The following is a 24,868-nucleotide window of genomic DNA, read 5'->3' on the forward strand; positions in this document are numbered from 1 at the left end:
GCGCCCTTGTACTGGATCCTGTTCCCCTGAAGGGAATACGCTTAGTTTACAGCGTCTTTCAGTGCTTTACCTGCACGGAAGCCAGGAACTTTCGCCGCAGCAATGGTGATCTCTTTACCGGTTTGCGGGTTGCGACCAGTACGGGCAGCACGCTCTTTAACGGCAAAAGTACCAAAACCTACCAGCGCAACGTCATCCCCTTCTTTCAGAGATTCGGTAACAGATGCAATAATTGCATCTAACGCACGTCCAGCCGCAGCCTTAGAGATATCAGCCCCTGCAGCAATTTTGTCGATCAGTTGAGATTTATTCACTCTTCTCTTCCTCATTATAATTTATATCGCACCTGAGTCCTTCAAAGTGCGACCGCGCAGCAGTTATATCAGGCCTGCCATGCCCTTACAACACCCGTTAATGATGGCAAGCCTAATCCGTCATCTAAATTAGCTATACAAAAAAAGGCTGGCAAGCCCGAAATGGCCTGCCAGCCCTGTTTTTATTAGTGCTCTTTGCGCGAGGTCACTATTTTGCGGTTACAACCTGCATGCCAGACGGCTCATTTTGCAGCGCGAGGGTCAAAACTTCTTCGATACGTTTCACCGGATGAATGTCCAGATCCGCAATCACGTTATCCGGAATCTCTTCCAGGTCACGTTTGTTCTCGTCAGGAATTAAGACCGTTTTAATGCCGCCACGGTGTGCCGCCAGCAGTTTTTCTTTCAACCCGCCGATAGGCAACACCTGACCGCGCAGGGTGATCTCACCGGTCATCGCGACATCGGCGCGTACCGGGTTACCGGTCAGACAGGAGACCAGCGCAGTACACATTGCGATACCGGCGCTCGGGCCGTCTTTCGGCGTCGCGCCTTCCGGTACGTGAACGTGGATATCGCGTTTTTCGTAAAAGTCCGGATTAATACCCAGTTTTTCCGCGCGCGCGCGTACCACCGTCAACGCTGCCTGAATGGACTCCTGCATCACCTCGCCCAGCGAACCGGTATAGGTGAGCTTACCTTTACCTGGCACGCAGGCGGTTTCAATGGTCAGCAGATCGCCGCCCACTTCCGTCCACGCCAGACCCGTGACCTGGCCCACACGGTTTTCGTTGTCCGCACGGCCATAGTCAAAGCGCTGAACGCCCAGGTAATCGTGCAGGTTATCGCCGTTGATCACGATATGCTTCAGGGACTTATCCAGCAGCAGTTGCTTCACGGCTTTCCGGCACAGTTTAGAGATTTCACGCTCCAGGCTACGTACGCCCGCTTCACGGGTGTAGTAACGAATAATGCCGATAATGGCGCTATCGTCGACCGTCAGTTCACCTTTTTTCAGCGCGTTACGCTCGATCTGCTTCGGCAGCAAATGCTGCTTCGCGATATTCAGTTTCTCGTCTTCGGTGTAGCCAGACAGACGGATCACTTCCATACGATCCAGCAGCGGCGCCGGAATGTTCATCGAGTTAGACGTCGCGACAAACATGACGTCGCTGAGGTCGTAGTCCACTTCCAGGTAGTGATCGCTGAACGCCACGTTCTGCTCGGGATCCAGCACTTCAAGCAGGGCGGACGCCGGATCGCCACGCATGTCCGAAGACATCTTGTCGATCTCGTCAAGCAGGAACAGCGGGTTTTTAACGCCCACTTTGGCCATTTTCTGGATCAGTTTACCCGGCATAGAACCAATGTAAGTCCGGCGGTGACCGCGAATTTCCGCTTCATCGCGCACGCCGCCGAGCGCCATACGGATGTATTTACGCCCGGTCGCTTTCGCGATGGACTGGCCCAGAGAGGTTTTACCTACCCCCGGCGGCCCAACCAGACACAGGATCGGTCCTTTAATTTTGTTCACACGGCTCTGCACCGCGAGATACTCAAGGATACGGTCTTTCACGCGCTCAAGGCCGTAATGATCGGTATCAAGAATTTCCTGCGCCTGACGCAGGTCTTTTTTGACTTTGCTCCGCGCATTCCACGGAACCTGCACCATCCAGTCGATATAGCCGCGCACAACGGTCGCTTCTGCCGACATCGGAGACATCATTTTCAGCTTCTGCAGCTCCGCTTCCGCTTTCTCTTTCGCCTCTTTCGGCATTTTCGCCGCGTCGATCTTGCGCTTCAGCGCTTCGTTTTCGTCCGGAGCATCATCCATTTCACCGAGTTCTTTCTGAATGGCTTTCATTTGCTCATTCAGATAGTACTCACGCTGAGATTTCTCCATCTGCTTCTTAACGCGGTTGCGGATACGCTTCTCAACCTGCAGCAGATCGATTTCGGACTCCATCATCGCCATCAGATATTCCAGACGCTCGTTCACGTCGGACATTTCCAGCACGGACTGTTTGTCCGCCAGCTTCAACGGCATATGCGCCGCGATGGTATCCGCCAGACGCGCCGGGTCGTCGATGCTATTGAGCGACGTCAGCACTTCCGGTGGGATTTTCTTGTTCAGCTTGATATAGCCTTCGAACTGGCTGATTGCCGTGCGCACCAGCACTTCCTGTTCACGCTCGTCGATGGCGGGTGAATCAAGGTATTCCGCTTTCGCAGAGAAGTGTTCGCCGTTATCAGACAGCGCAGAAATACGTGCACGCTGTAACCCCTCGACCAGCACTTTTACCGTGCCGTCAGGCAGTTTCAGCATTTGCAGAATAGAGGCCACGGTCCCGACGGTGAAAAGATCGTTTACACCCGGCTCATCCGTTGATGCTTCTTTCTGGGCGACCAGCATGATTTTTTTATCATGGTCCATAGCCGCTTCCAGACAACGGATAGATTTTTCCCGCCCTACAAACAAGGGTATGACCATGTGCGGATAAACCACCACATCGCGCAACGGCAATACGGGGATTTCAATGCGTTCAGAACGCTCAGGATTCATAGAGCTCTCTCTTAGTTTAGTGTCCGCCAGGTAATCAGGTGACACGCTGTGCTTCATCTCACCTTTAACATGTATGTCAGTATATGGGGATGTTTCCCAGACATTCAACGGCAGGATTCAGGAAAAATAAAAGGGGAGATAAAATCCCCCCTTTTTGATTAACCAGTTGTATCTTTTGGCTAATTATTCGCCAGATGCCTGCTGCGCTTCCGGCTTGCCGTAGATCAGTAACGGCTTGCTTTGACCGCCGATGACCGACTCGTCAATCACCACTTTCTCGACGTCTTCCATAGAAGGCAGATCGTACATGGTGTCGAGCAGCGCGGCTTCAACGATGGAACGCAGACCACGGGCGCCTGTTTTACGCGCCATCGCTTTCCTGGCGATAGCATCCAGTGCTTCGTCACGGAATTCCAGATCCACGCCTTCCAGGTTAAACAGCGCCTGATACTGTTTGGTCAGGGCATTTTTCGGCTCTTTGAGGATCTGAATCAGCGCTTCTTCGCTCAGTTCGCTCAGCGTTGCCACGACCGGCAGACGACCGATGAACTCCGGGATCAACCCGAACTTAATCAAATCTTCCGGTTCGACCTGAGAAAGCAGCTCACCTTCGCTGGCTTTGTCGGATTTGCCTTTCACCGTCGCGCCAAAACCAATACCAGAGCCGGTTTCAACACGGTTCGCGATCACTTTATCCAGCCCCGCGAACGCGCCGCCGCAGATAAACAGGATTTTCGAGGTATCAACCTGCAGAAACTCCTGCTGAGGATGTTTGCGTCCGCCCTGCGGCGGAACCGCGGCGACGGTCCCTTCGATCAGCTTCAGCAGCGCCTGCTGCACGCCTTCGCCGGAAACGTCACGGGTGATGGACGGGTTGTCAGATTTACGGGAAATCTTGTCGATTTCATCGATATAGACGATACCCCGCTGAGCTTTCTGCACGTCGTAATCACACTTCTGCAGCAGCTTCTGAATAATGTTCTCAACGTCTTCCCCCACATAACCGGCTTCGGTCAGGGTGGTGGCATCCGCCATGGTGAACGGAACATCCAGCAGGCGCGCCAGCGTTTCGGCCAGCAGCGTTTTACCGGAACCGGTGGGACCGATCAGCAGAATGTTACTTTTACCCAACTCGACGCCGTTACTGGTGTCGCCGTTGCGCAGACGTTTGTAGTGGTTGTAGACCGCAACCGCCAGCACTTTTTTCGCCTGTTCCTGGCCGATAACATAATCGTCAAGATGGTTGCGAATTTCATGCGGCGTCGGCAATGCGCTGCGTTCGCGGTGCGGCGCCACTTCTTTAATTTCTTCGCGAATGATGTCGTTACATAAATCGACGCATTCGTCGCAGATATACACCGATGGACCGGCTATAAGCTTACGCACTTCATGCTGGCTTTTGCCGCAAAAAGAGCAGTACAACAGTTTGCCCGAGCCATCTTTGCGTTTATCTGTCATGAGTTAAAACCTCTTTCTTTGTTCTTTGTGCCGCACACGACGACGCAAAATGCCATTCTCAGGCGCAAGTCGCTTAGTCGCGTTGTGCCGCCTTTCATTAGTATATACACAAAATCATCCACGCTACATGAGGCAAACGCCCGTAGAATGATGAGTGTCGCGGCACGCTTGCGCCCGGGGCATCAATTACGATGGGTCAAAATCGAGTCGACTAAGCCGTACTCTACCGCTTCGGAAGCAGAGAGGAAGCGGTCACGCTCTGTATCGCGTTCAATCTGCTCAAGAGATTGACCCGTATGGTGCGCCATAAGTTCATTCATGCGCCCTTTCACTTTTAAAATTTCACGAGCATGAATTTCGATGTCCGTCGCCTGGCCCTGATAGCCGCCCAGCGGCTGGTGGATCATGACGCGAGAATTCGGCAGACAGAAGCGTTTACCTTTCGCCCCTGCGGTCAGCAGGAACGCGCCCATAGATGCCGCCTGCCCCATACAAATGGTGCTGACGTCTGGCTTGATAAACTGCATAGTGTCGTAAATAGACATCCCTGCGGTAATCACGCCGCCTGGGGAGTTAATATACAGGTAGATATCTTTTTCCGGGTTTTCCGCTTCCAGGAACAGCATCTGCGCCACAATCAGGTTAGCCATATGGTCTTCGACCTGGCCGGTCAGAAAAATGACGCGTTCCTTAAGTAGACGAGAATAGATATCAAATGAGCGCTCACCGCGTGAGGTCTGTTCAATGACCATCGGCACCAGCGCCATATGGGGTGCAAAGTTATCTCGTTCGCCGCTGTATGACATTTCCGTCTCCTGGATAAAATTTGAAAAAACCTGCTGTACCGATTGTAACCTTATGGACGGATTATCAGCTAGTCCCTCTGTTATGGGTACGGCATCGCTATAATTCAAGCATAACAATCTTTTGCTTTAACGCTAACACCGAAAAACGCTTTTTCGCCCTCTCGCTGCAAAAGGTCCGGCAAAAAAAAGACCCGCCACCAGAGGGTGACGGGTCCTTGTGCGAATGTCACGCGATAGCGCGAAATTACGCCTGCTGGTTCATCAGCTCGTTGAACGTTGTGGCTTTTTCAGTCACTTTCGCTTTCGCCAGAACGGCTTCAACAGCCTGCTCTTCCAGCGCAACGTTACGCATGTTGTCCATCAGCTCTTTGTTTTTGCTGTAGAACTCGATCACTTCTTTCGGATCTTCGTACGCAGAAGCCATCTCTTCGATCAGACCTTTTACGCGCTCTTCGTCAGCTTTCAGCTCGTTAGTGCGAATCACTTCGCCCAGCAGCAGGCCAACAACGACGCGGCGTTTAGCCTGTTCTTCGAACAGTTCGCGCGGCAGTTCCAGCGCTTGTTTCTCGTTGCCGCCGAAACGCTGAGCAGCCTGGCGACGCAGTACGTCGATTTCGCTGTCGATCAGAGCGGAAGGAACGTCAATGTCGTTCGCTTTCACCAGACCTTCGATGGCCTGAGATTTAACACGGTTACGTACAGCGCCTTTCAGTTCGCGCTCCATGTTCTTGCGCACTTCGGTACGCAGACCAGCAACGGAACCATCTTCAACGCCGAAACGCTTGATGAATTCTTCAGTCAGTTCCGGCAGCTCGCGCTCTTCCACTTTCTTCAGGTTGATCGCGAACTTCGCGGCTTTACCTTTCAGGTTTTCAGCGTGGTATTCTTCCGGGAAGGTGACGTCAATGGTGAATTCTTCACCGGCTTTGTGACCTTTGATACCGTCTTCAAAGCCCGGGATCATACGTCCCTGACCCATTGCCAGGACGAAGTCAGACGCTTTTCCGCCTTCGAATTCTTCGCCGTCTACAGAACCGGTGAAGTCGATGGTCACGCGATCTTCTGCATCAGCAGCGCCGTCTTTGTCTTTCCAGGTCGCCTGCTGCTTGCGCAGGGTGTCCAGCATGACGTCAACGTCAGCGTCGGTCACTTCAACCACCGGTTTTTCAACTTCGATAGCGTCCAGACCCGTCAGTTCAACTTCCGGATAGACTTCAAATTCTACAGAATAGGTGAAGTCTTCACCCAGCTTGTATTCGCCCGGAACGTAGTTCGGCGCGCCAGCCGGATTGATTTTTTCTTTGATGATCGCATCAACGAAGTTGCGGCTCATCAGGTCGCCCAGAACATCCTGGCGAACAGACGCGCCATAACGCTGAGCAACAACATTCATAGGTACTTTGCCTTTACGGAAGCCGTCAATACGTACTTTCTTCGCTACGTTGACCAGCTCGCTTTTCACAGCGGTCTCGATGCTGTCAGCAGCGATAGTAATCGTTACACGGCGGCCAAGGCCTTGAGTGGTTTCAACTGAAACTTGCATCTTGTTACCTCAAAAAATCACAGTGCTCGGTCAACTCTACTCCGCAAGCACAGATTATTGGCTTCGCGGAACCGGGATGTTCTCATAATCAATCACATTCCCTGTCGTCAGAATCATCCCGAAGACATTCAAATAGACGCGGCATTATAGCGGCATCACTTTTATGAGTCGAGAACGGTGATTGCGCGTTGCTGCGGCTTTTTTCACAATTCCCGGCTAATTTTGGTCTGAAAACCGTCAAACCAGAACAAAATTCAGACAAAATAAAACGGCCCGCAGGCCGTTTTCACACAATCATTAGCAACATACTGGAAAAGCGCCAGCGGTTGCAAATAGGTTTTCAGGCGATGCTTCCTGCTCCACGGCATGGCGGTGACGCAAAAATCGTATCCTGCAACCCTTCCCATTCCTTAATGGTGTAGGTGTGCAGCGCCAGCGCGTGGACCGTCGTGGACAGTTCAGCCGTTAATGTGCCGTAGATCATCCGATGACGATTTAAAAACCGTTCGCCTGCGAAGCGATCGCTAACCAGAACCACTTTAAAGTGGCTTTCGGAACCTGCCGGGACATTGTGACGATAACTCTCATCCACAACTTCGAGGAACACGGGTTGGAACGCTGCCCTTAATTTTTCTTCTATTTGCTCACGTATCATCATGAAAGATCTCCTCAAACCACGCTGAGATGTCACCCATCCCTTTAAATATTAGCCGCTTTTACCGGTTCCATTACACCATTACAACAAATATTTAGCCTTCGTCTGATTTTCAGCGTCAAACTCGTGAAGTTTACTGATTTATACATTCCGGAGATTGCAAAAAGCCGAAGTTTGTTCTCCATGCAGTCATAAAACGGACAACGCGATGAATTTACATGCGTTACCCACTTCCCCTCGCCGTTAGCGGTGTTATGATGGCGGGAATTTTTCACTTTCTCTGCTGAAGATTTACTGAGAGTCCGAACATGTTAAAAAAAATCCTCTTTCCGTTAGTCGCTATCTTTATGCTGGCAGGCTGCGCGACGCCGCCGACCACCATCGACGTGTCCCCGAAAATGACCCTGCCTCAGCAGGATCCAAGCCTGATGGGCGTGACCGTCAGTATTAACGGCGCCGACCAGCGTACGGATCAGGCGCTGGCGAAAGTCACCCGCGACAACCAGCTCGTCACCCTGACCGCCTCCCGCGATCTGCGCTTCCTGTTACAAGAAGTGCTGGAAAAACAGATGACCGCGCGCGGATATATGGTGGGTCCGAACGGTGCGGTTAACCTGCAAATCATTGTTAATCAGTTGTATGCCGACGTCTCCCAGGGCAACGTCCGCTATAACATCGCCACCAAAGCCGATATCGCCATCATCGCCACCGCGGCAAACGGCAACAAGATGACGAAAAACTATCGTGCCAGCTACTCCGTTGAAGGCGCTTTCACGGCGACCAACAAAAATATCGCTAACGCGGTTAACAGCGTGCTGACCGACACCATCGCGGATATGTCTCAGGACACCAGCGTCCACGACTTCATCAAGCAAAACGCACGTTAATATCTGCATCCTGACCCGGCCTCACGCCGGGTCAGTTTTCTGAGCCCATGTCCAGTCACTACTTACGTATTTTTCAGCAACCAAAATCAGCGATTTTGCTGATGCTAGGGTTCGCCTCCGGCTTACCGCTCGCGCTGACGTCCGGCACGCTTCAGGCGTGGATGACTGTCGAGAATATCGATCTTAAAACCATCGGTTTTTTCTCGCTTGTCGGTCAGGCTTACGTCTTTAAATTTCTCTGGTCGCCGGTCATGGACCGCTACACGCCGCCTTTTTTGGGCCGCCGTCGCGGTTGGCTGCTGACCACCCAGATCCTGCTTTTGATCTCCATCGCGGCAATGGGTTTCCTTGAGCCTGGCAGCCAGTTGCGCTGGATGGCGGCCCTCGCGGTCGTCATCGCCTTCTGTTCCGCCTCGCAGGACATTGTTTTCGACGCGTGGAAAACAGACGTCTTAGCCGCGGAAGAACGCGGCGCGGGTGCGGCGATCAGCGTGTTGGGGTATCGGTTGGGGATGTTAGTTTCGGGCGGACTTGCGCTGTGGATGGCCGACCGCTGGCTTGGCTGGCAGGGTATGTACTGGCTGATGGCGGCGCTGCTTATTCCCTGCATTATCTCAACGCTGCTGGCGCCGGAGCCAACCGACGCCATTCCGGTGCCCAAAACCCTTGAACAGGCCGTCGCCGCCCCACTGCGCGACTTTTTTGGCCGTAACAACGCCTGGCTGATTTTGCTGCTCATCATCCTTTATAAACTCGGCGACGCGTTTGCCATGAGCCTGACGACGACCTTTTTGATTCGCGGCGTCGGATTTGACGCCGGTGAAGTGGGCGTGGTGAACAAAACGCTGGGGTTACTGGCGACCATCGTCGGCGCGCTGTACGGCGGCATATTAATGCAGCGACTGACCCTGTTCCGCGCGTTGCTGATCTTCGGCATCCTGCAAGGGGTTTCTAACGCGGGATACTGGCTGCTGTCGGTCACTGATAAGCACATGTTCAGCATGGCAACGGCAGTATTCTTCGAAAACCTGTGCGGGGGGATGGGGACATCCGCGTTTGTCGCCTTGTTGATGACGCTGTGCAATAAGTCCTTTTCCGCCACCCAATTTGCGCTTCTTTCCGCGCTTTCTGCTGTGGGTCGCGTGTATGTCGGCCCGGTTGCAGGTTGGTTTGTTGAAGCGCACGGCTGGTCGACTTTTTATCTCTTCTCCGTTGTCGCTGCGCTACCCGGTCTGCTTCTGCTGCTGATATGCAAACAAACGCTGGAGTACACGCGAGAGAGCGAAAGCTTCCTGCCGCGTACGGAATTCCGTTCTGCTTACCGTCTGGCGCTGAAAATACTGATGGCGGGCTGCGCGATGTTGGGCGTCTGGCTGTTACTGCTGACGATGAATGCGCTGAACTTGTCCAACTTCACCTTCCTCGCTGGGCTACTGGAAGTGGCGGTGATCGTGGCAATCATTGGCGTTGTCGTGGGCGGCGTGCTGGATTATCTGGCGCTGCGCAAAACCCGTCTGGTGTAAGTGGCAGACATTATTTAGCCGTTGTAATCACCCTGCGCGATTATAACGGTTAAATAATCAACACTTGAGAAAAATATTATTTGTTGTTTTGTGCGCAATAGAAACTGGAAATTATTGACGCCTTTAATGTATTTTATTTTCCTTACTCGATTCAGCCTGAGCGCATTTATTTTTTGTATTTTGTTTGTCTCTTTTTTGATAATTAATTGTTAAGCAATTGTTTTATTTTTGCATTGGTTATACCAATTGCCCTCCCGCCCCTTCCTCTTAGTCCCCTTTCGTTATAACGCGATGTTGCAACAGGTTCTTAATGCTATACTGACATATCTTGCAACATATGTGACACGTGCGGCAGAACCCGGTAACACAGATCCAATGATGTTTACAGTAATGTAACCTTCCCGTAAAATGCCCACACACTTTAAACGCCACCAGGTCCCGTGGAATTGAGGTCGTTAAATGAGACTCAGGAAATACAATAAAAGTTTGGGATGGTTGTCATTAATTGCAGGCACTGCATTACTCAGTGGCTGTAATTCTGCGCTGTTAGATCCCAAAGGACAGATTGGACTGGAGCAACGTTCACTGATACTGACGGCCTTTGGCCTGATGTTGATTGTCGTTATCCCTGCAATCTTGATGGCAATTGGTTTCGCCTGGAAGTATCGTGCGAGCAATAAAGATGCGAAGTACAGCCCGAACTGGTCACACTCCAATAAAGTGGAAGCTGTGGTCTGGACGGTGCCGATTCTGATCATCATTTTCCTTGCGGTACTTACCTGGAAAACCACTCACTCTCTTGAGCCAAGCAAACCGCTGGTGCATGACGAGAAGCCTATTACCATCGAAGTGGTTTCCATGGACTGGAAATGGTTCTTCATCTACCCGGAACAGGGCATTGCTACCGTGAATGAAATCGCCTTCCCGGCGAACACTCCGGTTTACTTCAAAGTGACCTCCAACTCCGTGATGAACTCCTTCTTTATTCCGCGTCTGGGTAGCCAGATTTATGCCATGGCCGGTATGCAGACTCGTCTGCACCTGATCGCCAACGAAGCCGGTACCTATGACGGTATCTCCGCCAGCTATAGCGGTCCAGGCTTCTCCGGTATGAAGTTTAAAGCTATCGCCACACCAGACCGCGCCGCATTCGACCAATGGGTTGCTAAAGCGAAACAATCTCCGAACACCATGCGCGACATGGCTGCGTTCGAGAAAGTGGCTGCGCCAAGCGAATACAACCAGGTGGAATATTTCTCCAACGTGAAACCGGATTTGTTTAAAGACGTCATTAACAAATTTATGGCTCACGGCAAGAGCATGGACATGACCCAACCGGAAGGTGAGCACAGCTCGCACGAAGGGATGGAAGGCATGGACATGAGCCACGCGGAAGCCGCTCACTAAGGGGCCGAGGAAGAAAACGATGTTCGGAAAATTATCACTGGATGCAGTCCCGTACCATGAACCCATTATCATGGTCACGATTGCTGGCATTATCATCGGTGGTCTGGCCTTACTGGGCTTAATCACTTACTTCGGTAAGTGGACCTACCTGTGGAAAGAGTGGCTAACGTCAGTTGACCACAAACGTCTTGGCATCATGTATGTCATCGTCGCTATCGTAATGTTACTGCGTGGCTTTGCCGACGCCATCATGATGCGTAGCCAACAGGCGCTGGCCTCGGCGGGCGAAGCGGGTTTCCTGCCGCCGCACCACTACGACCAGATCTTTACGGCTCACGGCGTGATCATGATCTTCTTCGTGGCCATGCCATTCGTTATCGGTCTGATGAACCTGGTGGTTCCCCTGCAGATCGGCGCGCGTGACGTTGCGTTCCCGTTCCTCAACAACCTGAGCTTCTGGTTCACCGTTGTTGGCGTGATCCTGGTTAACCTTTCTCTGGGCGTTGGTGAATTCGCACAGACCGGTTGGCTGGCCTATCCGCCGCTTTCGGGAATAGAGTACAGTCCAAGCGTCGGGGTCGATTACTGGATATGGGCGCTGCAGCTCTCCGGTATTGGGACAACGTTAACCGGTATCAACTTCTTCGTGACCATTCTGAAGATGCGTGCGCCGGGCATGACGATGTTCAAGATGCCGGTATTTACCTGGGCTTCGCTGTGCGCCAACGTGCTGATTATCGCCTCGTTCCCTATTCTGACAGTGACCATCGCGCTGCTGACCCTGGATCGCTATCTGGGCACCCATTTCTTCACCAATGATATGGGCGGCAACATGATGATGTACATCAACCTGATTTGGGCCTGGGGCCATCCGGAAGTGTACATTTTGATCCTGCCGGTGTTTGGGGTGTTCTCCGAGATCGCCGCGACATTCTCCCGTAAGCGTCTGTTTGGTTACACCTCGCTGGTGTGGGCGACAGTGTGTATTACCGTTCTGTCGTTCATCGTTTGGCTGCACCACTTCTTTACTATGGGTGCAGGCGCGAACGTCAACGCCTTCTTCGGTATTACCACCATGATTATCGCCATCCCGACCGGGGTGAAGATCTTCAACTGGCTGTTCACCATGTATCAGGGCCGTATCGTCTTCCATTCAGCGATGCTGTGGACGATTGGCTTTATCGTGACCTTCTCGGTCGGCGGTATGACCGGTGTTCTGCTGGCGGTACCGGGCGCGGACTTCGTTCTGCATAACAGTCTGTTCCTGATTGCGCACTTCCATAACGTCATCATCGGCGGCGTGGTCTTCGGGTGCTTCGCCGGTATGACCTACTGGTGGCCGAAAGCGTTTGGCTTCAAGCTGAACGAAACCTGGGGTAAACGCGCGTTCTGGTTCTGGATCATCGGTTTCTTCGTGGCGTTCATGCCGCTGTACGTGCTGGGCTTCATGGGGATGACCCGTCGTCTCAGCCAGCAGATCGATCCGCAGTTCCACCCGATGCTGATGGTTGCGGCTGTCGGTGCGGCGCTGATTGCGATTGGTATTCTGTGCCTCGTTATTCAGATTTACGTTTCTATCCGCGACCGCGAGCAGAACCGTGACCTGACCGGTGACCCGTGGGGTGGCCGTACGCTGGAGTGGGCAACCTCTTCTCCGCCTCCGTTCTATAACTTTGCCGTTGTGCCGCACGTTCACGAGCGTGACGCCTTCTGGGAAATGAAAGAAAAAGGCGAAGCGTACAAACAGCCTGCGCAGTATGAAGAAATTCATATGCCGAAAAACAGCGGTGCGGGCATTGTGATTGCCGCCTTCGCAACCCTCTTCGGTTTCGCCATGATCTGGCATATCTGGTGGCTGGCAATCGCAAGCTTCGCAGGCATGATCATCAGCTGGATTGTGAAGAGCTTTGACGAGGACGTGGATTACTACGTACCAGTCCGTGAAGTCGAAAAACTGGAAAACCAGCATTTCGATGAGATTTCTAAGGCAGGGCTGAAAAATGGCAACTGATACTTTAACGCACGCGACTGCCCACGCGCACGATCACGGGCACCACGACGCAGGTCAGAACAAAATCTTCGGATTCTGGATCTACCTGATGAGCGACTGCATTCTGTTCTCGATTCTGTTCGCAACCTATGCCGTTCTGGTGAACGGCACCGCGGGTGGCCCGACGGGTAAGGACATTTTCGAACTGCCGTTCGTTCTGGTTGAAACTTTCCTGCTGTTATTCAGCTCCATCACCTACGGCATGGCGGCGATCGCCATGCACAAGAACAACAAGAGCCAGGTGGTTTCCTGGCTGGCGTTGACCTTCTTGTTTGGCGCCGGGTTCATCGGGATGGAAATCTATGAATTCCATCACCTGATTGTTAACGGTATGGGTCCGGATCGCAGCGGTTTCCTGTCGGCGTTCTTTGCGCTGGTCGGTACCCACGGCCTGCACGTAACCTCTGGACTGATCTGGATGGCGGTACTGATGGTGCAAATCGCCCGTCGCGGCCTGACCAGTACTAACCGTACCCGCATTATGTGCCTGAGCCTGTTCTGGCACTTCCTCGATGTGGTGTGGATCTGCGTGTTCACTGTTGTTTATCTGATGGGGGCGATGTAATGAGTCATTCTAACGATCACGGCGGCGCGTCCCATGGCAGCGTAAAGACCTACATGACAGGCTTTATCCTGTCGATCATCCTGACGGTGATCCCGTTCTGGATGGTGATGACGGGGGCGGCTTCTCCAGGCGTTATTCTGGGGACAATCCTGGCAATGGCAGTGGTGCAGATTTTAGTGCATCTGGTGTGCTTCCTGCACATGAACACGAAGTCTGATGAAGGCTGGAACATGACGGCTTTTGTCTTTACCGTGCTGATCATCGCCATCCTGGTTGTCGGTTCCATCTGGATCATGTGGAACCTCAACTACAACATGATGATGCACTAAGAGCGGCGGTTATGATGTTTAAGCAATACCTGCAAGTAACGAAACCAGGCATCATCTTTGGCAACCTGATCTCGGTGATCGGGGGGTTCCTGCTGGCCTCCAAGGGCAGCATTGATTATCCCCTGTTTATCTACACGTTGGTTGGGGTGTCACTGGTTGTGGCGTCGGGTTGTGTATTTAACAACTACATCGACAGGGATATCGACAGGAAGATGGAAAGGACCAAAAACCGGGTGCTGGTTAAGGGCCTGATTTCTCCTGCTGTCTCGCTGGTGTACGCCACCCTGCTGGGTATTGCTGGCTTCATGCTGCTGTGGTTTGGCGCGAATCCTCTGGCCTGCTGGCTGGGCGTGATGGGCTTTGTGGTCTATGTAGGCGTCTACAGCCTGTATATGAAGCGCCATTCTGTTTACGGTACGCTGATTGGTTCTCTCTCCGGCGCTGCGCCGCCGGTGATTGGCTACTGCGCCGTGACCGGCGACTTCGACAGCGGCGCGCTGATTCTGCTGGCGATTTTTAGCCTGTGGCAGATGCCGCACTCGTATGCCATCGCCATTTTCCGCTTTAAGGATTATCAGGCGGCAAACATCCCGGTTCTGCCGGTGGTGAAAGGTATTTCGGTGGCGAAAAACCACATTACGCTGTACATCATCGCCTTTGCGATCGCTACGCTGATGCTCTCGCTGGGTGGTTACGCCGGGTATAAATACCTGGTGGTCGCGGCGGCGGTGAGCGTCTGGTGGTTAGGAATGGCGCTGCGCGGCTATAAAGTGGAAGACGATCGCGTCTGGGCGCGCAAGCTGTTCGGCTTTTCGATCATCGCCATTACTGCGCTTAGCGTAATGATGTCCGTCGACTTTATGGTGCCGGATTCGCACAGCCTGCTGACTTACGTCTGGTAAGACAGCCTTGCGCTAACTCACGTTGAAAAGGGTGCTTCGGCACCCTTTTTTAGTGGTCGGCTTGTATTCCTGATGGCGCTTCACTTATCAAAGGTCAATCATAAAGCCATTTTCCCACTTTTGCTGACTCAATAATCATCTCTACGGTAAGTGGTTTCAGCTCTCTCTCTGGAGGCTCCTTTTTCCAGAAGGGATATTCTGTGACAATATAATTACTTCCATCAAAGTTTGAACACTCGATACCAAAATGTTCAAATAAATCAGCTAAAAAATCATAGGCATCCTCTGGTAAAAACTCAAAATCATCCGTTAAATTCCATTCTTTCGTCACTTGCTTCAGACCAGGCCTAAACCAATGCTCCCTGACAGGATACTTCTCCATAATGTATTCAATAACTTCAGCCTCGAAGTTTCTCATTAGAAGGATGTCCACTGTATACGATCTTTAGGTCTCGCTATGAGGTTGTATTGACTACGGGTATTTCTTGTCACAACAAACAACATCACCAGAAGTTGCGCATGACCGACAAAAGGAATCCACCGGCCAATGAAGGTCGCGATTTGATTTGTGGGAACCATTTTCAACTTTGAAAATTTACCCATTGGAGCCTTAAGTCTTAACTCAAATGGGAAATGAGCACCACGTAGCAACTTACGGCATAGCACAGAAGCAACGCTAGTGCCGGGGGTATTCGTGGCCGCCGAAAGTTTTCCTTTTACAGGAATGAACGGTTGCCCTAGCAGTACCAGTGCCGTTGCTTCAGTAGATATGCCTAACGCATTAGCTAATTGTTCAACAAATATTAAATCAAACAGTTCACCAGGTGTAACATTAGCGTGCCCGTGATACCAGTAAGTTCCATTCGCTTCTTCCGTTGTATCCATTCTCGCCTCCGTCAGATCGTTTGCCGATCGTTCCAGGCATCACTGTAGATAATATTTCCATCACAGTGCTTCCAGGTGATTTTCTCGTAGCGCAACTCTATTGTCTCAAGGTGATTGTTGTTCTGGTCTTCAGGCGCCGCCATCGTGGGAGAGACAGAAACAATGCGCACACCTTCAAGCAGCATGTTGAAATACTCCACCTCCATCCCGGCATCATTAATCTTATACCAGCGTATCTCGGCAGATTTTAAATTCTGCCCTGTCGCGACGGCCTTGTATAAATACGGGCTGGAGTAGTCAAACTCCTTAACGATCATCATTGGGGAGTGCTGACGGGTTCCCGTGGGTTTGCCCGTTGCGTTATCAGTGGGTATAGAAAGATTATGGTGAAACCCTTTGAACTCAATACTGTATTCCCTCCCTTTAACATCACACCCGCCCTTAATGAGCGTGCCGCCGTCGTCATAAATCCAAATATTGCCTGGAATAGCCATTTTCTTTCTCTCCTTCATCTCCATGATGAGATTCGGGAAAAAGAATACTTTTGCAATTATGAAAAGTAAATTAGTTACACAAGTAACAAACCCTTTTATGTCTCTTCACAATTCTACATATCGTAGTGGTTTACCCTGTTACCTCGCCGCTTTACACTAGGCGCGACATTAAGACAGAGGTGGGAATGAACGATTATAAAATGACGCCGGGCGAGTTGCGCGCCACCTGGGGTTTAGGGACCGTTTTTTCATTGCGCATGCTTGGCATGTTTATGGTCCTGCCGGTTCTGACCACATACGGCATGGCTTTACAGGGCGCCAGTGAAGCGTTGATTGGTATCGCGATTGGTATTTACGGCCTCGCGCAGGCGATATTTCAAATTCCGTTTGGACTGCTTTCCGACCGTGTTGGCCGTAAACCACTCATTGTCGGCGGGTTGGCCATCTTTGTTTTAGGCAGCATTATCGCCGCCCTCTCCCACTCCATCTGGGGGATTATTTTAGGGCGGGCGCTTCAGGGCTCCGGAGCGATCGCCGCCGCCGTGATGGCGTTGCTGTCCGATTTAACCCGCGAACAAAACCGCACCAAGGCGATGGCGTTTATCGGCGTCAGCTTTGGCATCACCTTCGCTATCGCCATGGTGCTTGGCCCGATAATCACCCACGCGCTGGGGCTGAACGCCCTGTTCTGGATGATCGCTGTTCTCGCCACTACCGGTATTGTGTTGACAATCTGGGTCGTGCCAAACAGCACTACCCATGTGCTAAACCGCGAGTCCGGCATGGTGAAAGGCAGCTTCCGGAAAGTGCTGGCTGAACCTAAGCTGTTGAAACTTAACTTCGGCATTATGTGTCTGCACATTCTGCTGATGTCGACTTTTGTCGCCTTACCCGGTCAACTCGCAGACGCCGGGTTGCCTGCCGCCGGGCACTGGAAAGTCTATCTGGTCACGATGCTGATCTCTTTTGCCTCCGTGGTGCCCTTTATTATTTACGCCGAAGTGAAGCGCAAAATGAAGCGGGTATTCCTGCTCTGCGTGGCGTTGATTGTGATTGCGGAGATCGTGCTGTGGGGCGCGGGAAATCATTTCTGGGAGCTGATTATTGGCGTCCAGATTTTCTTCCTTGCCTTTAATCTGATGGAAGCCCTTCTGCCTTCGCTCATCAGTAAAGAGTCACCAGCGGGTTATAAAGGCACAGCGATGGGCGTCTATTCCACCAGCCAGTTCCTCGGCGTGGCGATTGGCGGCTCTCTGGGCGGTTGGGTCGACGGCATGTTCGATGGACAAACCGTTTTCCTCGTCGGCGCGCTGTTAGCCGTTGTCTGGCTGGCGGTCGCCAGCACAATGAAAGAACCGCCTTATGTCAGCAGCCTGCGGGTAGAAATCCCGTCCGATATCGCCGCCGATGACACATTAAAGCAGCGTCTGTTGGCAACAGATGGCGTGAGCGAGGTGCTGATCGCGGAAAATGAGCATTCTGCGTATGTTAAGATCGACAGTAAAGTGACGAACCGTTTTGAGGTTGAGCAGGCTATCAGGCTAGCGTGATGGTTGCCGGATGGGGGTTATCGCCGATCCCATCCGGCATAAACGCTTAATCGCGGAAGTTTTTGAACTGGAACGGCTGACCTAAATCCCCGCCACGCACCAGCGCCATAACGGACTGAAGATCGTCGCGGGATTTACCGGTTACGCGAATTTCATCACCCTGAATCTGCGCCTGCACCTTCAGCTTGCTGTCTTTGATCAGCTTAACGATTTTTTTCTGCACCGCGCTTTCAATGCCCTGCTTCAGCTTCGCTTCCACAAACCAGGTTTTGCCGCTGTGCACAAACTCTTCCGGCACATCCAGCGAAGCCCCTTCAATGCCGCGTTTCAGCAGTTTGGCACGCAAAATGTCCAGCAACTGGTTCACCTGGAAGTCGGACTCACTCAGCACTTTGATGGTTTTATTCGCGTCGTTCAGCTCAATACTGGCCTCTACGCCGCGAAAATCGAAACGCGACTCGACTTCACGAACCGCGTTATCTACGCCGTTACGCGCTTCCTGCAGATCAACCTCGGAAACAATATCGAAAGATGGCATCTTTTCTTCTCCCTTCATTTTCGTTGCGTTGCATAATACCTGCAACGAGGCTTAACGAGAAGCTTAGCTGATGGCGCTATACTTAGGCCATAACACCTGGCGCAGTTGCAGGTGAGGAGGAACAATGAAAGTAACAGTGCTTGGATGCGGCGCCCTGGGTCAACTCTGGCTTACAGCGTTGTGCAAACAGGGACATGACGTTCAGGGTTGGCTGCGTATTCCCCAGCCCTATTGCAGTGTGAATGTAATCGAGACCGACGGTTCGATTTTTAACGAATCTCTGACGGCGAACGACCCGGAGTTTCTTGCCGACAGCGATCTGCTGCTGGTTACCCTGAAAGCCTGGCAGGTTTCCGACGCCGTAAAAGCGTTGGCAGCCATGTTACCCGTCAGTACGCCTGTTCTGTTGATTCACAACGGTATGGGTACCATTGAAGAGCTGAAATCGCTCCGCCAGCCGCTGCTGATGGGCACCACCACCCACGCGGCGCGTCGCGATGGCAACGTCATCATCCACGTTGCCAGCGGCACCACGCATATTGGTCCAGCCCGGGAGCAGGATGGCGACTACAGTTATCTTGCGGATACATTGCAATGCGCGCTGCCTGACGTCGCCTGGCACAACACGATTCGCGCGGAGCTGTGGCGGAAGCTGGCGGTAAATTGCGTGATCAATCCGCTCACCGCGTTGTGGAACTGCCCAAACGGCGAGCTTCGCCATCATTCCGACGAGGTCGCGTTGATTTGTCGGGAAGTCGCCGCGGTGATTGAACGGGAAGGTCATCATACGTCAGAAGACGATTTACGCTATTATGTCGAACAAGTCATTGAGAGTACGGCAGAAAACATATCTTCCATGTTGCAGGATATCCGGGCGATGCGGCATACCGAAATTGATTACATCACCGGTTATCTGCTGAAACGCGCCCGGGCGCACGGCATCACTGTGCCGGAAAATAGCCGCCTTTTTGAATTAGTGAAACGAAAGGAGAGTGAGTATGAGCGCATCGGCACTGGTCTGCCTCGCCCCTGGTAGTGAAGAGACCGAAGCGGTCACTACCATCGACCTGTTAGTGCGTGGCGGTATTAACGTCACCACGGCGAGCGTCGCCAGCGATGGCAATCTCACGATTGTATGTTCCCGTGGCGTTAAACTGCTGGCAGACGCGCCGCTGGTTGAAGTCGCCGACGGCGATTATGATGCGATCGTTTTACCCGGCGGCATTAAGGGTGCGGAATGCTTTCGCGACAGTCCACTGCTGGTGGAAACAGTCAAACAGTTCCACCGCTCCGGGCGCATTGTCGCCGCTATTTGCGCGGCCGCTGCGACCGTGCTGGTTCCACATGATATTTTCCCCATCGGCAATATGACCGGCTTTCCGGCACTGAAAGATAACATCCCCGCCGAACAGTGGCAGGACAAGCGCGTCGTATGGGACGCACGTGTGAAGCTGTTAACCAGCCAGGGGCCGGGGACCGCCATCGACTTTGGGTTGAAAATTATTGATCTGCTGGTTGGACGTGAAAAAGCCCACGAAGTGGCGTCACAACTGGTGCTGGCGGCGGGCATTTACAACTATTACGAGTAAGCGGGTAAAAGCCGGGTGGCAGTTGTGCCTTACCCGGCCTAATAAGTGATCTGTATTATCGACCCGGTAAGCGCTGCGCCACCGGGCAATCAATTACGGACGGTAAACCTTCACGTTCTCAAAGCCCTGCTCGCGCAGATAAAGCGCCTGCAGACGGCTCATCACGCCGCGCTCGCACCACAGCAGCCAGGTTTTGCTCTGATCGAGATCGCCGAATTTGGTGCTCAGCTTGTAGAACGGCAGGGAAACCACATCCACGCCTTCCACCTTCAGCGGTTTGTCGTCCTGCTCATCGATGGAGCGGATATCGAGGATCGCGTCGTTCGGGCCGAAGCCGCTGACGGTCTCCACTTCAACCACCTCCTGCTCGGTCTGTTGGGCGATCTCGCGGATATCGACGTTGCTGGCTTCCGCCACCACGTTATCAAGAATGCTGAAATCGAAGTTCTCTTCTTCCGCTTCAATTTTCGCCTTGATGGCTTTCACCGTCGGACTTTTTGAGATCACGCCGCAGTATTCCGGCATCGTGCGGGCGAAATCTTCGGTACCAATTTCGCGGGCGATATTGATGATGTGCTCTTTGTCGTATGCGATCAACGGACGAAGAATCAGGGTATCAGAGACATTATCAATCAAACGCAGGTTGGTCAGCGTCTGACTGGAAACCTGCCCCAGCGCTTCGCCCGTCACCAGCGCCTGCACACCATACCGCTCCGCCACTTTCGACGCTGCGCGCACCATCATGCGCTTAAGCACGACGCCCATCTGGCCATCGTCGACCTTTTCGAGGATCTCACCGACCACCGGCTCAAAGTTAATGGCGACAAAGCGGACGCGGTGCGAACTGCCGTAACGGTTCCACAGGTAATGCGCCACCTGGCGAACACCGATTTCATGCGCCGCGCCGCCAAGATTAAAGAAGCAGTAATGTACGCGGCAGCCGCGACGCATCAACATGTAACTGGAAACGCCAGAGTCAAAACCGCCTGAAATCAGCGACAGCACGTCTTCCTGGGTACCGATCGGGAAACCGCCAATCCCTTCATAGCGACCTTTGATGATCAGCAGACGGTCATCTTCAACTTCAAGATGCACCGTTACATCCGGGTTGGTCAGCTTCACGCGCGCAGATTCAATATGCTGATTTAATCCGCCGCCCACGTAACGTTCCACTTCGATGGAGCTAAACGCATGCTTACCGCGACGCTTCACACGTACGCAGAAGGTTTTGCCTTCCAGACGGTCGCGGTACTCCACCAGCGCTTTCTCGAAGATATCGTGCAGGTCGGTGAACGGCACATCTTCCACTTCAAGGATATGGTGGATACCCGGAATGCGGGTCAGCGCCTCGCGAATCATCAGGCGCTGGCTTTCATCCTTAGCGCGAACTTCGATGTTATCCCAGTGGCGAACGACAGCGAGGGTCTCATCATAGTGCTTTAAAACGTTACGAATGTTCCCGGTCAGAATTTTTATAAAGCGCAAACGCACAGATTGGCTTTTGATAGTGATTTCCGGGAACAATTTAATGATAAACTTCATGGCGGCAATGGTTCTTAAGCAAGCCATCAAAGGCTTGTATTGGAGAATAGTACAGCAGCCCAAACATGAAGCTGCATCCAGGCGCGGGAGTATACCATCAACCGGCCCGTCCTGTGCACATCCCCTTACCATTGTGCGTTATTTGCTTATCAGTGCGAGTCCGTTACCATAGTCTTGTGCTGCCATTACTGAGAGTCAGACATTCATTATGCCGAAGAAAAACGAGGCGCCCGTCAGCTTTGAAACATCGCTGAACGAGCTGGAGCAAATTGTAACCCGTCTGGAAAGTGGCGATCTGCCGCTTGACGAGGCGCTGAACGAATTTGAACGTGGCGTGCAGCTGGCGCGTCAGGGCCAGGTTAAGCTGCAGCAGGCTGAACAGCGCGTGCAGATCCTGCTGTCTGACAACGAAGACGCAGAGACGACGCCTTTTACACCGGATAACGCGTAAATGGATTTTACCCAGCAGCTACAGGCTTGCGTGGAGCAGGCCAATCAGGCGCTAAACCGTTTTATCGCTCCACTGCCCTTTCAGAACACTCCCGTGGTCGAAACCATGTTGTATGGCGCATTATTAGGGGGTAAACGCCTGCGCCCGTTTTTGGTTTACGCCACCGGCCAGATGTTTGGCGTCAGCAAGGGTACGCTGGACGCCCCGGCCGCCGCCGTTGAGTGCATTCACGCCTATTCGCTCATTCACGACGATTTACCGGCGATGGATGACGACGATTTGCGCCGCGGCCTGCCGACCTGCCACGTCAAATTTGGCGAAGCGAACGCCATTCTCGCTGGCGACGCCCTGCAAACGCTGGCGTTTTCCATCATCAGCGACGCGCCGATGCCGGAAGTGAGCGACCGCGATCGCATCGCGATGATTTCCGAACTGGCGAACGCCAGTGGGATTGCGGGGATGTGCGGCGGTCAGGCGCTCGATCTGGACGCTGAAGGTAAGCAGGTGCCGCTGGACGCGCTGGAGAAAATCCACCGCCATAAAACCGGCGCATTGATCCGCGCCGCAGTGCGCCTGGGCGCGTTAAGCGCGGGCGAAAAAGGGCGAAACGCCCTGCCGATACTCGACAAATACGCAGAAAGTATCGGCCTGGCCTTCCAGGTTCAGGATGACATTCTGGATGTGGTGGGCGATACTGCAACGTTGGGTAAACGCCAGGGTGCCGACCAGCAGCTTGGCAAAAGTACCTATCCTGCACTTCTGGGTCTTGAGCAAGCCCGGAATAAAGCCCGGGATTTAATCGAAGAGGCCCGTCAGTCATTAAACCAGCTGGCCGTTCAGTCTCTCGATACCTCGGCACTGGAAGCGCTAGCGGACTACATAATCCAGCGTGATAAATAAACAACCAATCCTATGGGCTTGCGATGAGTTTTGATATAGCCAAATACCCTACCCTGGCACTGGTCGACTCCACCCAGGAGTTACGCCTTTTACCCAAAGAGAGTCTGCCGAAACTCTGCGACGAACTGCGCCGCTATCTTCTCGACAGCGTCAGTCGTTCCAGCGGACACTTCGCCTCCGGGCTGGGCACGGTGGAACTCACCGTGGCGCTGCATTATGTCTATAACACGCCGTTTGACCAGCTTATCTGGGACGTGGGCCATCAGGCTTATCCGCACAAAATTCTCACGGGTCGCCGCGATAAAATCGGCACCATCCGCCAGAAAGGCGGCCTGCACCCATTCCCATGGCGCGGCGAGAGCGAATACGACGTCCTGAGCGTCGGTCACTCTTCGACGTCTATCAGCGCAGGAATTGGCATTGCCGTCGCCGCCGAAAAAGAGGGAAAAGATCGCCGCACCGTGTGCGTGATTGGCGACGGTGCGATCACCGCCGGTATGGCGTTTGAAGCAATGAACCACGCGGGCGATATCAAGCCGGACATGCTGGTGATCCTCAACGACAACGAAATGTCGATTTCCGAAAACGTCGGCGCGCTCAATAATCACCTGGCGCAGCTGCTTTCCGGCAAGCTCTACTCCTCGTTGCGTGAAGGCGGCAAGAAGGTCTTTTCTGGCGTACCGCCGATTAAAGAACTCCTGAAGCGCACAGAAGAACATATCAAAGGCATGGTGGTGCCGGGCACGCTGTTTGAAGAGCTGGGCTTTAACTATATCGGCCCTGTGGATGGTCACGACGTACTGGGACTTATCACGACGCTCAAGAATATGCGCGATCTGAAAGGTCCGCAGTTTCTGCACATCATGACCAAAAAAGGGCGTGGCTATGAGCCTGCCGAAAAAGATCCGATCACGTTCCATGCGGTGCCGAAATTCGATCCCTCCAGCGGCTGCCTGCCGAAAAGCAGCGGCGGCCTGCCGAGCTATTCGAAAATCTTTGGCGACTGGCTGTGCGAAACCGCAGCGAAAGACAGCAAGCTCATGGCGATCACCCCGGCCATGCGCGAAGGTTCCGGCATGGTCGAATTTTCGCGTAAATTCCCGGATCGCTATTTTGACGTCGCGATCGCCGAACAACATGCGGTAACCTTTGCCGCCGGTCTGGCGATTGGCGGCTACAAGCCGGTGGTGGCGATTTACTCCACCTTCCTGCAACGCGCCTACGATCAGGTTATTCATGACGTGGCGATCCAGAAGTTGCCGGTGATGTTTGCCATTGACCGCGCCGGGATTGTCGGCGCCGACGGGCAGACCCACCAGGGGGCGTTCGATCTCTCGTATCTGCGCTGCCTGCCGGATATGGTTATCATGACCCCCAGCGATGAAAACGAATGCCGCCAGATGCTGTTTACCGGCTATCACTACAGCGAAGGCCCGACCGCGGTCCGCTACCCGCGCGGCAACGCGCTGGGCGTTGAACTGACGCCGCTGGAGAAGCTGCCTATCGGCAAAGGCGTGGTGAAACGTCACGGTGAAAAACTGGCCATCCTGAACTTTGGTACGCTGATGCCGGAAGCGGCAAAGGCCGCGGAATCGCTTAACGCAACCCTGGTGGATATGCGTTTTGTGAAGCCGCTGGACGACGCGTTGATTCTGGAAATGGCTGCCCAGCACGACGTGTTGGTGACGCTGGAGGAAAACGCCATTATGGGCGGTGCGGGCAGCGGCGTGAACGAGGTGCTGATGGCGCATCGTAAGCCGGTGCCAGTGCTGAATATCGGCCTGCCGGACTTCTTTATCCCGCAGGGCACTCAGGATGAGGCGCGCGCCGAACTGGGGCTCGATGCCGCTGGCATTGAAGCCAAAATCAAGGCCTGGCTGGCATAATCGTCTATTTGCTCCTGCTATGCTTATCCCA

At 53.1% G+C, this 24,868-nt stretch carries 24 protein-coding genes; 13 read left to right on the forward strand and 11 right to left on the reverse strand.

The features are described 5' to 3' along the window. Positions 1–41: 41 nt before the first annotated feature. The 6 genes from hupB to bolA form a co-directional block, all read right to left on the reverse strand. Positions 42–329, reverse strand: a complete 288-nt coding sequence (hupB, locus tag OGY07_RS19725; protein ID WP_233459101.1) for a nucleoid-associated protein HU-beta — start codon at positions 327–329, stop codon at positions 42–44. A gap of 193 nt (positions 330–522) precedes the next feature. Then, positions 523–2,877 carry an endopeptidase La gene (lon, locus tag OGY07_RS19730; RefSeq protein WP_042285905.1) on the reverse strand — a complete coding sequence of 785 codons (2,355 nt, stop codon included), beginning with the start codon at positions 2,875–2,877 and terminating at the stop codon, positions 523–525. 183 nt (positions 2,878–3,060) lie between these two features. Continuing rightward, positions 3,061–4,335 carry an ATP-dependent protease ATP-binding subunit ClpX gene (gene clpX, locus OGY07_RS19735; protein WP_042285907.1) on the reverse strand — a complete coding sequence of 425 codons (1,275 nt, stop codon included), beginning with the start codon at positions 4,333–4,335 and terminating at the stop codon, positions 3,061–3,063. 182 nt (positions 4,336–4,517) lie between these two features. After that, positions 4,518–5,141, reverse strand: coding sequence for an ATP-dependent Clp endopeptidase proteolytic subunit ClpP (clpP, locus tag OGY07_RS19740; RefSeq protein WP_003021624.1), 624 nt, complete (start codon positions 5,139–5,141; stop codon positions 4,518–4,520). A 244-nt stretch (positions 5,142–5,385) separates the two neighbouring features. Then, complete coding sequence (gene tig, locus OGY07_RS19745; RefSeq protein ID WP_042285910.1) at positions 5,386–6,684, reverse strand: trigger factor; 1,299 nt, start codon at positions 6,682–6,684, stop codon at positions 5,386–5,388. A 340-nt stretch (positions 6,685–7,024) separates the two neighbouring features. Then, on the reverse strand, positions 7,025–7,342 hold the full coding sequence (bolA, locus tag OGY07_RS19750) for a transcriptional regulator BolA (RefSeq protein WP_042285914.1): 318 nt from the start codon (positions 7,340–7,342) through the stop codon (positions 7,025–7,027). A 305-nt stretch (positions 7,343–7,647) separates the two neighbouring features. Between bolA and OGY07_RS19755 the strand changes: the two genes are divergently transcribed. The 7 genes from OGY07_RS19755 to cyoE all read left to right on the forward strand — a co-directional run bounded on the left by OGY07_RS19755 (position 7,648) and on the right by cyoE (position 15,002). Next, complete coding sequence (locus tag OGY07_RS19755; RefSeq protein WP_042285918.1) at positions 7,648–8,226, forward strand: lipoprotein; 579 nt, start codon at positions 7,648–7,650, stop codon at positions 8,224–8,226. 47 nt (positions 8,227–8,273) lie between these two features. Next, complete coding sequence (ampG, locus tag OGY07_RS19760) at positions 8,274–9,749, forward strand: muropeptide MFS transporter AmpG (RefSeq protein ID WP_181821868.1); 1,476 nt, start codon at positions 8,274–8,276, stop codon at positions 9,747–9,749. Between the two features lie 459 nt (positions 9,750–10,208). Continuing rightward, complete coding sequence (gene cyoA / locus OGY07_RS19765) at positions 10,209–11,156, forward strand: cytochrome o ubiquinol oxidase subunit II (RefSeq protein ID WP_286602659.1); 948 nt, start codon at positions 10,209–10,211, stop codon at positions 11,154–11,156. A 19-nt stretch (positions 11,157–11,175) separates the two neighbouring features. Continuing rightward, a complete protein-coding gene (cyoB, locus tag OGY07_RS19770; RefSeq protein ID WP_042285926.1) occupies positions 11,176–13,167 on the forward strand; it encodes a cytochrome o ubiquinol oxidase subunit I in 1,992 nt (663 codons plus the stop codon). Next, on the forward strand, positions 13,157–13,771 hold the full coding sequence (locus OGY07_RS19775) for a cytochrome o ubiquinol oxidase subunit III (RefSeq protein WP_042285929.1): 615 nt from the start codon (positions 13,157–13,159) through the stop codon (positions 13,769–13,771). The genes cyoB and OGY07_RS19775 overlap by 11 nt, the downstream gene beginning before the upstream one ends. Beyond that, positions 13,771–14,100, forward strand: a complete 330-nt coding sequence (locus OGY07_RS19780) for a cytochrome o ubiquinol oxidase subunit IV (RefSeq protein ID WP_012904838.1) — start codon at positions 13,771–13,773, stop codon at positions 14,098–14,100. The genes OGY07_RS19775 and OGY07_RS19780 overlap by 1 nt, the downstream gene beginning before the upstream one ends. An 11-nt stretch (positions 14,101–14,111) precedes the next feature. Further along, a complete protein-coding gene (gene cyoE, locus OGY07_RS19785) occupies positions 14,112–15,002 on the forward strand; it encodes a heme o synthase (RefSeq protein ID WP_082636756.1) in 891 nt (296 codons plus the stop codon). Between the two features lie 94 nt (positions 15,003–15,096). On the opposite strand, the gene OGY07_RS19790 is transcribed toward cyoE, so the two are convergent. The 3 genes from OGY07_RS19790 to OGY07_RS19800 are packed head-to-tail and all read right to left on the reverse strand — an operon-like array spanning position 15,097 to position 16,381. Beyond that, positions 15,097–15,420 carry a DUF1493 family protein gene (locus OGY07_RS19790; RefSeq protein WP_060569058.1) on the reverse strand — a complete coding sequence of 108 codons (324 nt, stop codon included), beginning with the start codon at positions 15,418–15,420 and terminating at the stop codon, positions 15,097–15,099. Continuing rightward, positions 15,420–15,887 (reverse strand): STM2901 family protein, encoded by a 468-nt coding sequence (locus OGY07_RS19795; protein ID WP_286602665.1) that lies wholly within the window; start codon positions 15,885–15,887, stop codon positions 15,420–15,422. Before OGY07_RS19795 ends, OGY07_RS19790 begins: the two co-directional genes overlap by 1 nt. A gap of 11 nt (positions 15,888–15,898) precedes the next feature. Beyond that, positions 15,899–16,381 (reverse strand): Hcp family type VI secretion system effector, encoded by a 483-nt coding sequence (locus tag OGY07_RS19800; RefSeq protein WP_042286210.1) that lies wholly within the window; start codon positions 16,379–16,381, stop codon positions 15,899–15,901. A gap of 185 nt (positions 16,382–16,566) precedes the next feature. On the opposite strand from OGY07_RS19800, the gene OGY07_RS19805 reads away from it, so the two are divergent. Continuing rightward, positions 16,567–17,931, forward strand: coding sequence for an MFS transporter (locus OGY07_RS19805; RefSeq protein ID WP_042285938.1), 1,365 nt, complete (start codon positions 16,567–16,569; stop codon positions 17,929–17,931). A gap of 46 nt (positions 17,932–17,977) precedes the next feature. Here the strand turns inward: OGY07_RS19805 and OGY07_RS19810 are convergent, their stop codons facing one another. Then, positions 17,978–18,469, reverse strand: coding sequence for a YajQ family cyclic di-GMP-binding protein (locus OGY07_RS19810; protein ID WP_042285941.1), 492 nt, complete (start codon positions 18,467–18,469; stop codon positions 17,978–17,980). A 124-nt stretch (positions 18,470–18,593) separates the two neighbouring features. Between OGY07_RS19810 and panE the strand changes: the two genes are divergently transcribed. Continuing rightward, a complete protein-coding gene (gene panE, locus OGY07_RS19815; RefSeq protein WP_042285943.1) occupies positions 18,594–19,505 on the forward strand; it encodes a 2-dehydropantoate 2-reductase in 912 nt (303 codons plus the stop codon). Beyond that, positions 19,468–20,058: a protein deglycase YajL gene (yajL, locus tag OGY07_RS19820; protein ID WP_181821871.1), complete on the forward strand. Its 591-nt coding sequence runs from the start codon at positions 19,468–19,470 to the stop codon at positions 20,056–20,058. The genes panE and yajL overlap by 38 nt, the downstream gene beginning before the upstream one ends. A 93-nt stretch (positions 20,059–20,151) precedes the next feature. On the opposite strand, the gene thiI is transcribed toward yajL, so the two are convergent. After that, on the reverse strand, positions 20,152–21,600 hold the full coding sequence (gene thiI / locus OGY07_RS19825) for a tRNA uracil 4-sulfurtransferase ThiI (RefSeq protein ID WP_060569060.1): 1,449 nt from the start codon (positions 21,598–21,600) through the stop codon (positions 20,152–20,154). Positions 21,601–21,808: 208 nt separating this feature from the next. Between thiI and xseB the strand changes: the two genes are divergently transcribed. Genes xseB through dxs form a run of 3 tightly spaced genes read left to right on the forward strand, consistent with a single transcriptional unit; the run spans position 21,809 to position 24,837 of the window. Next, entirely contained in the window at positions 21,809–22,051 is a 243-nt protein-coding gene (gene xseB / locus OGY07_RS19830) for an exodeoxyribonuclease VII small subunit (protein ID WP_042285949.1), read from the forward strand. Then, a complete protein-coding gene (gene ispA / locus OGY07_RS19835) occupies positions 22,052–22,951 on the forward strand; it encodes a (2E,6E)-farnesyl diphosphate synthase (protein WP_042285951.1) in 900 nt (299 codons plus the stop codon). Positions 22,952–22,974: 23 nt separating this feature from the next. Next, positions 22,975–24,837 carry a 1-deoxy-D-xylulose-5-phosphate synthase gene (gene dxs / locus OGY07_RS19840; RefSeq protein ID WP_042285953.1) on the forward strand — a complete coding sequence of 621 codons (1,863 nt, stop codon included), beginning with the start codon at positions 22,975–22,977 and terminating at the stop codon, positions 24,835–24,837. Positions 24,838–24,868: the final 31 nt, after the last annotated feature.

The organism is Citrobacter sp. Cs237 (genome assembly GCF_030332325.1).
In the GTDB taxonomy this organism is placed as follows: Bacteria; Pseudomonadota; Gammaproteobacteria; order Enterobacterales; family Enterobacteriaceae; genus Citrobacter_A; species Citrobacter_A sedlakii.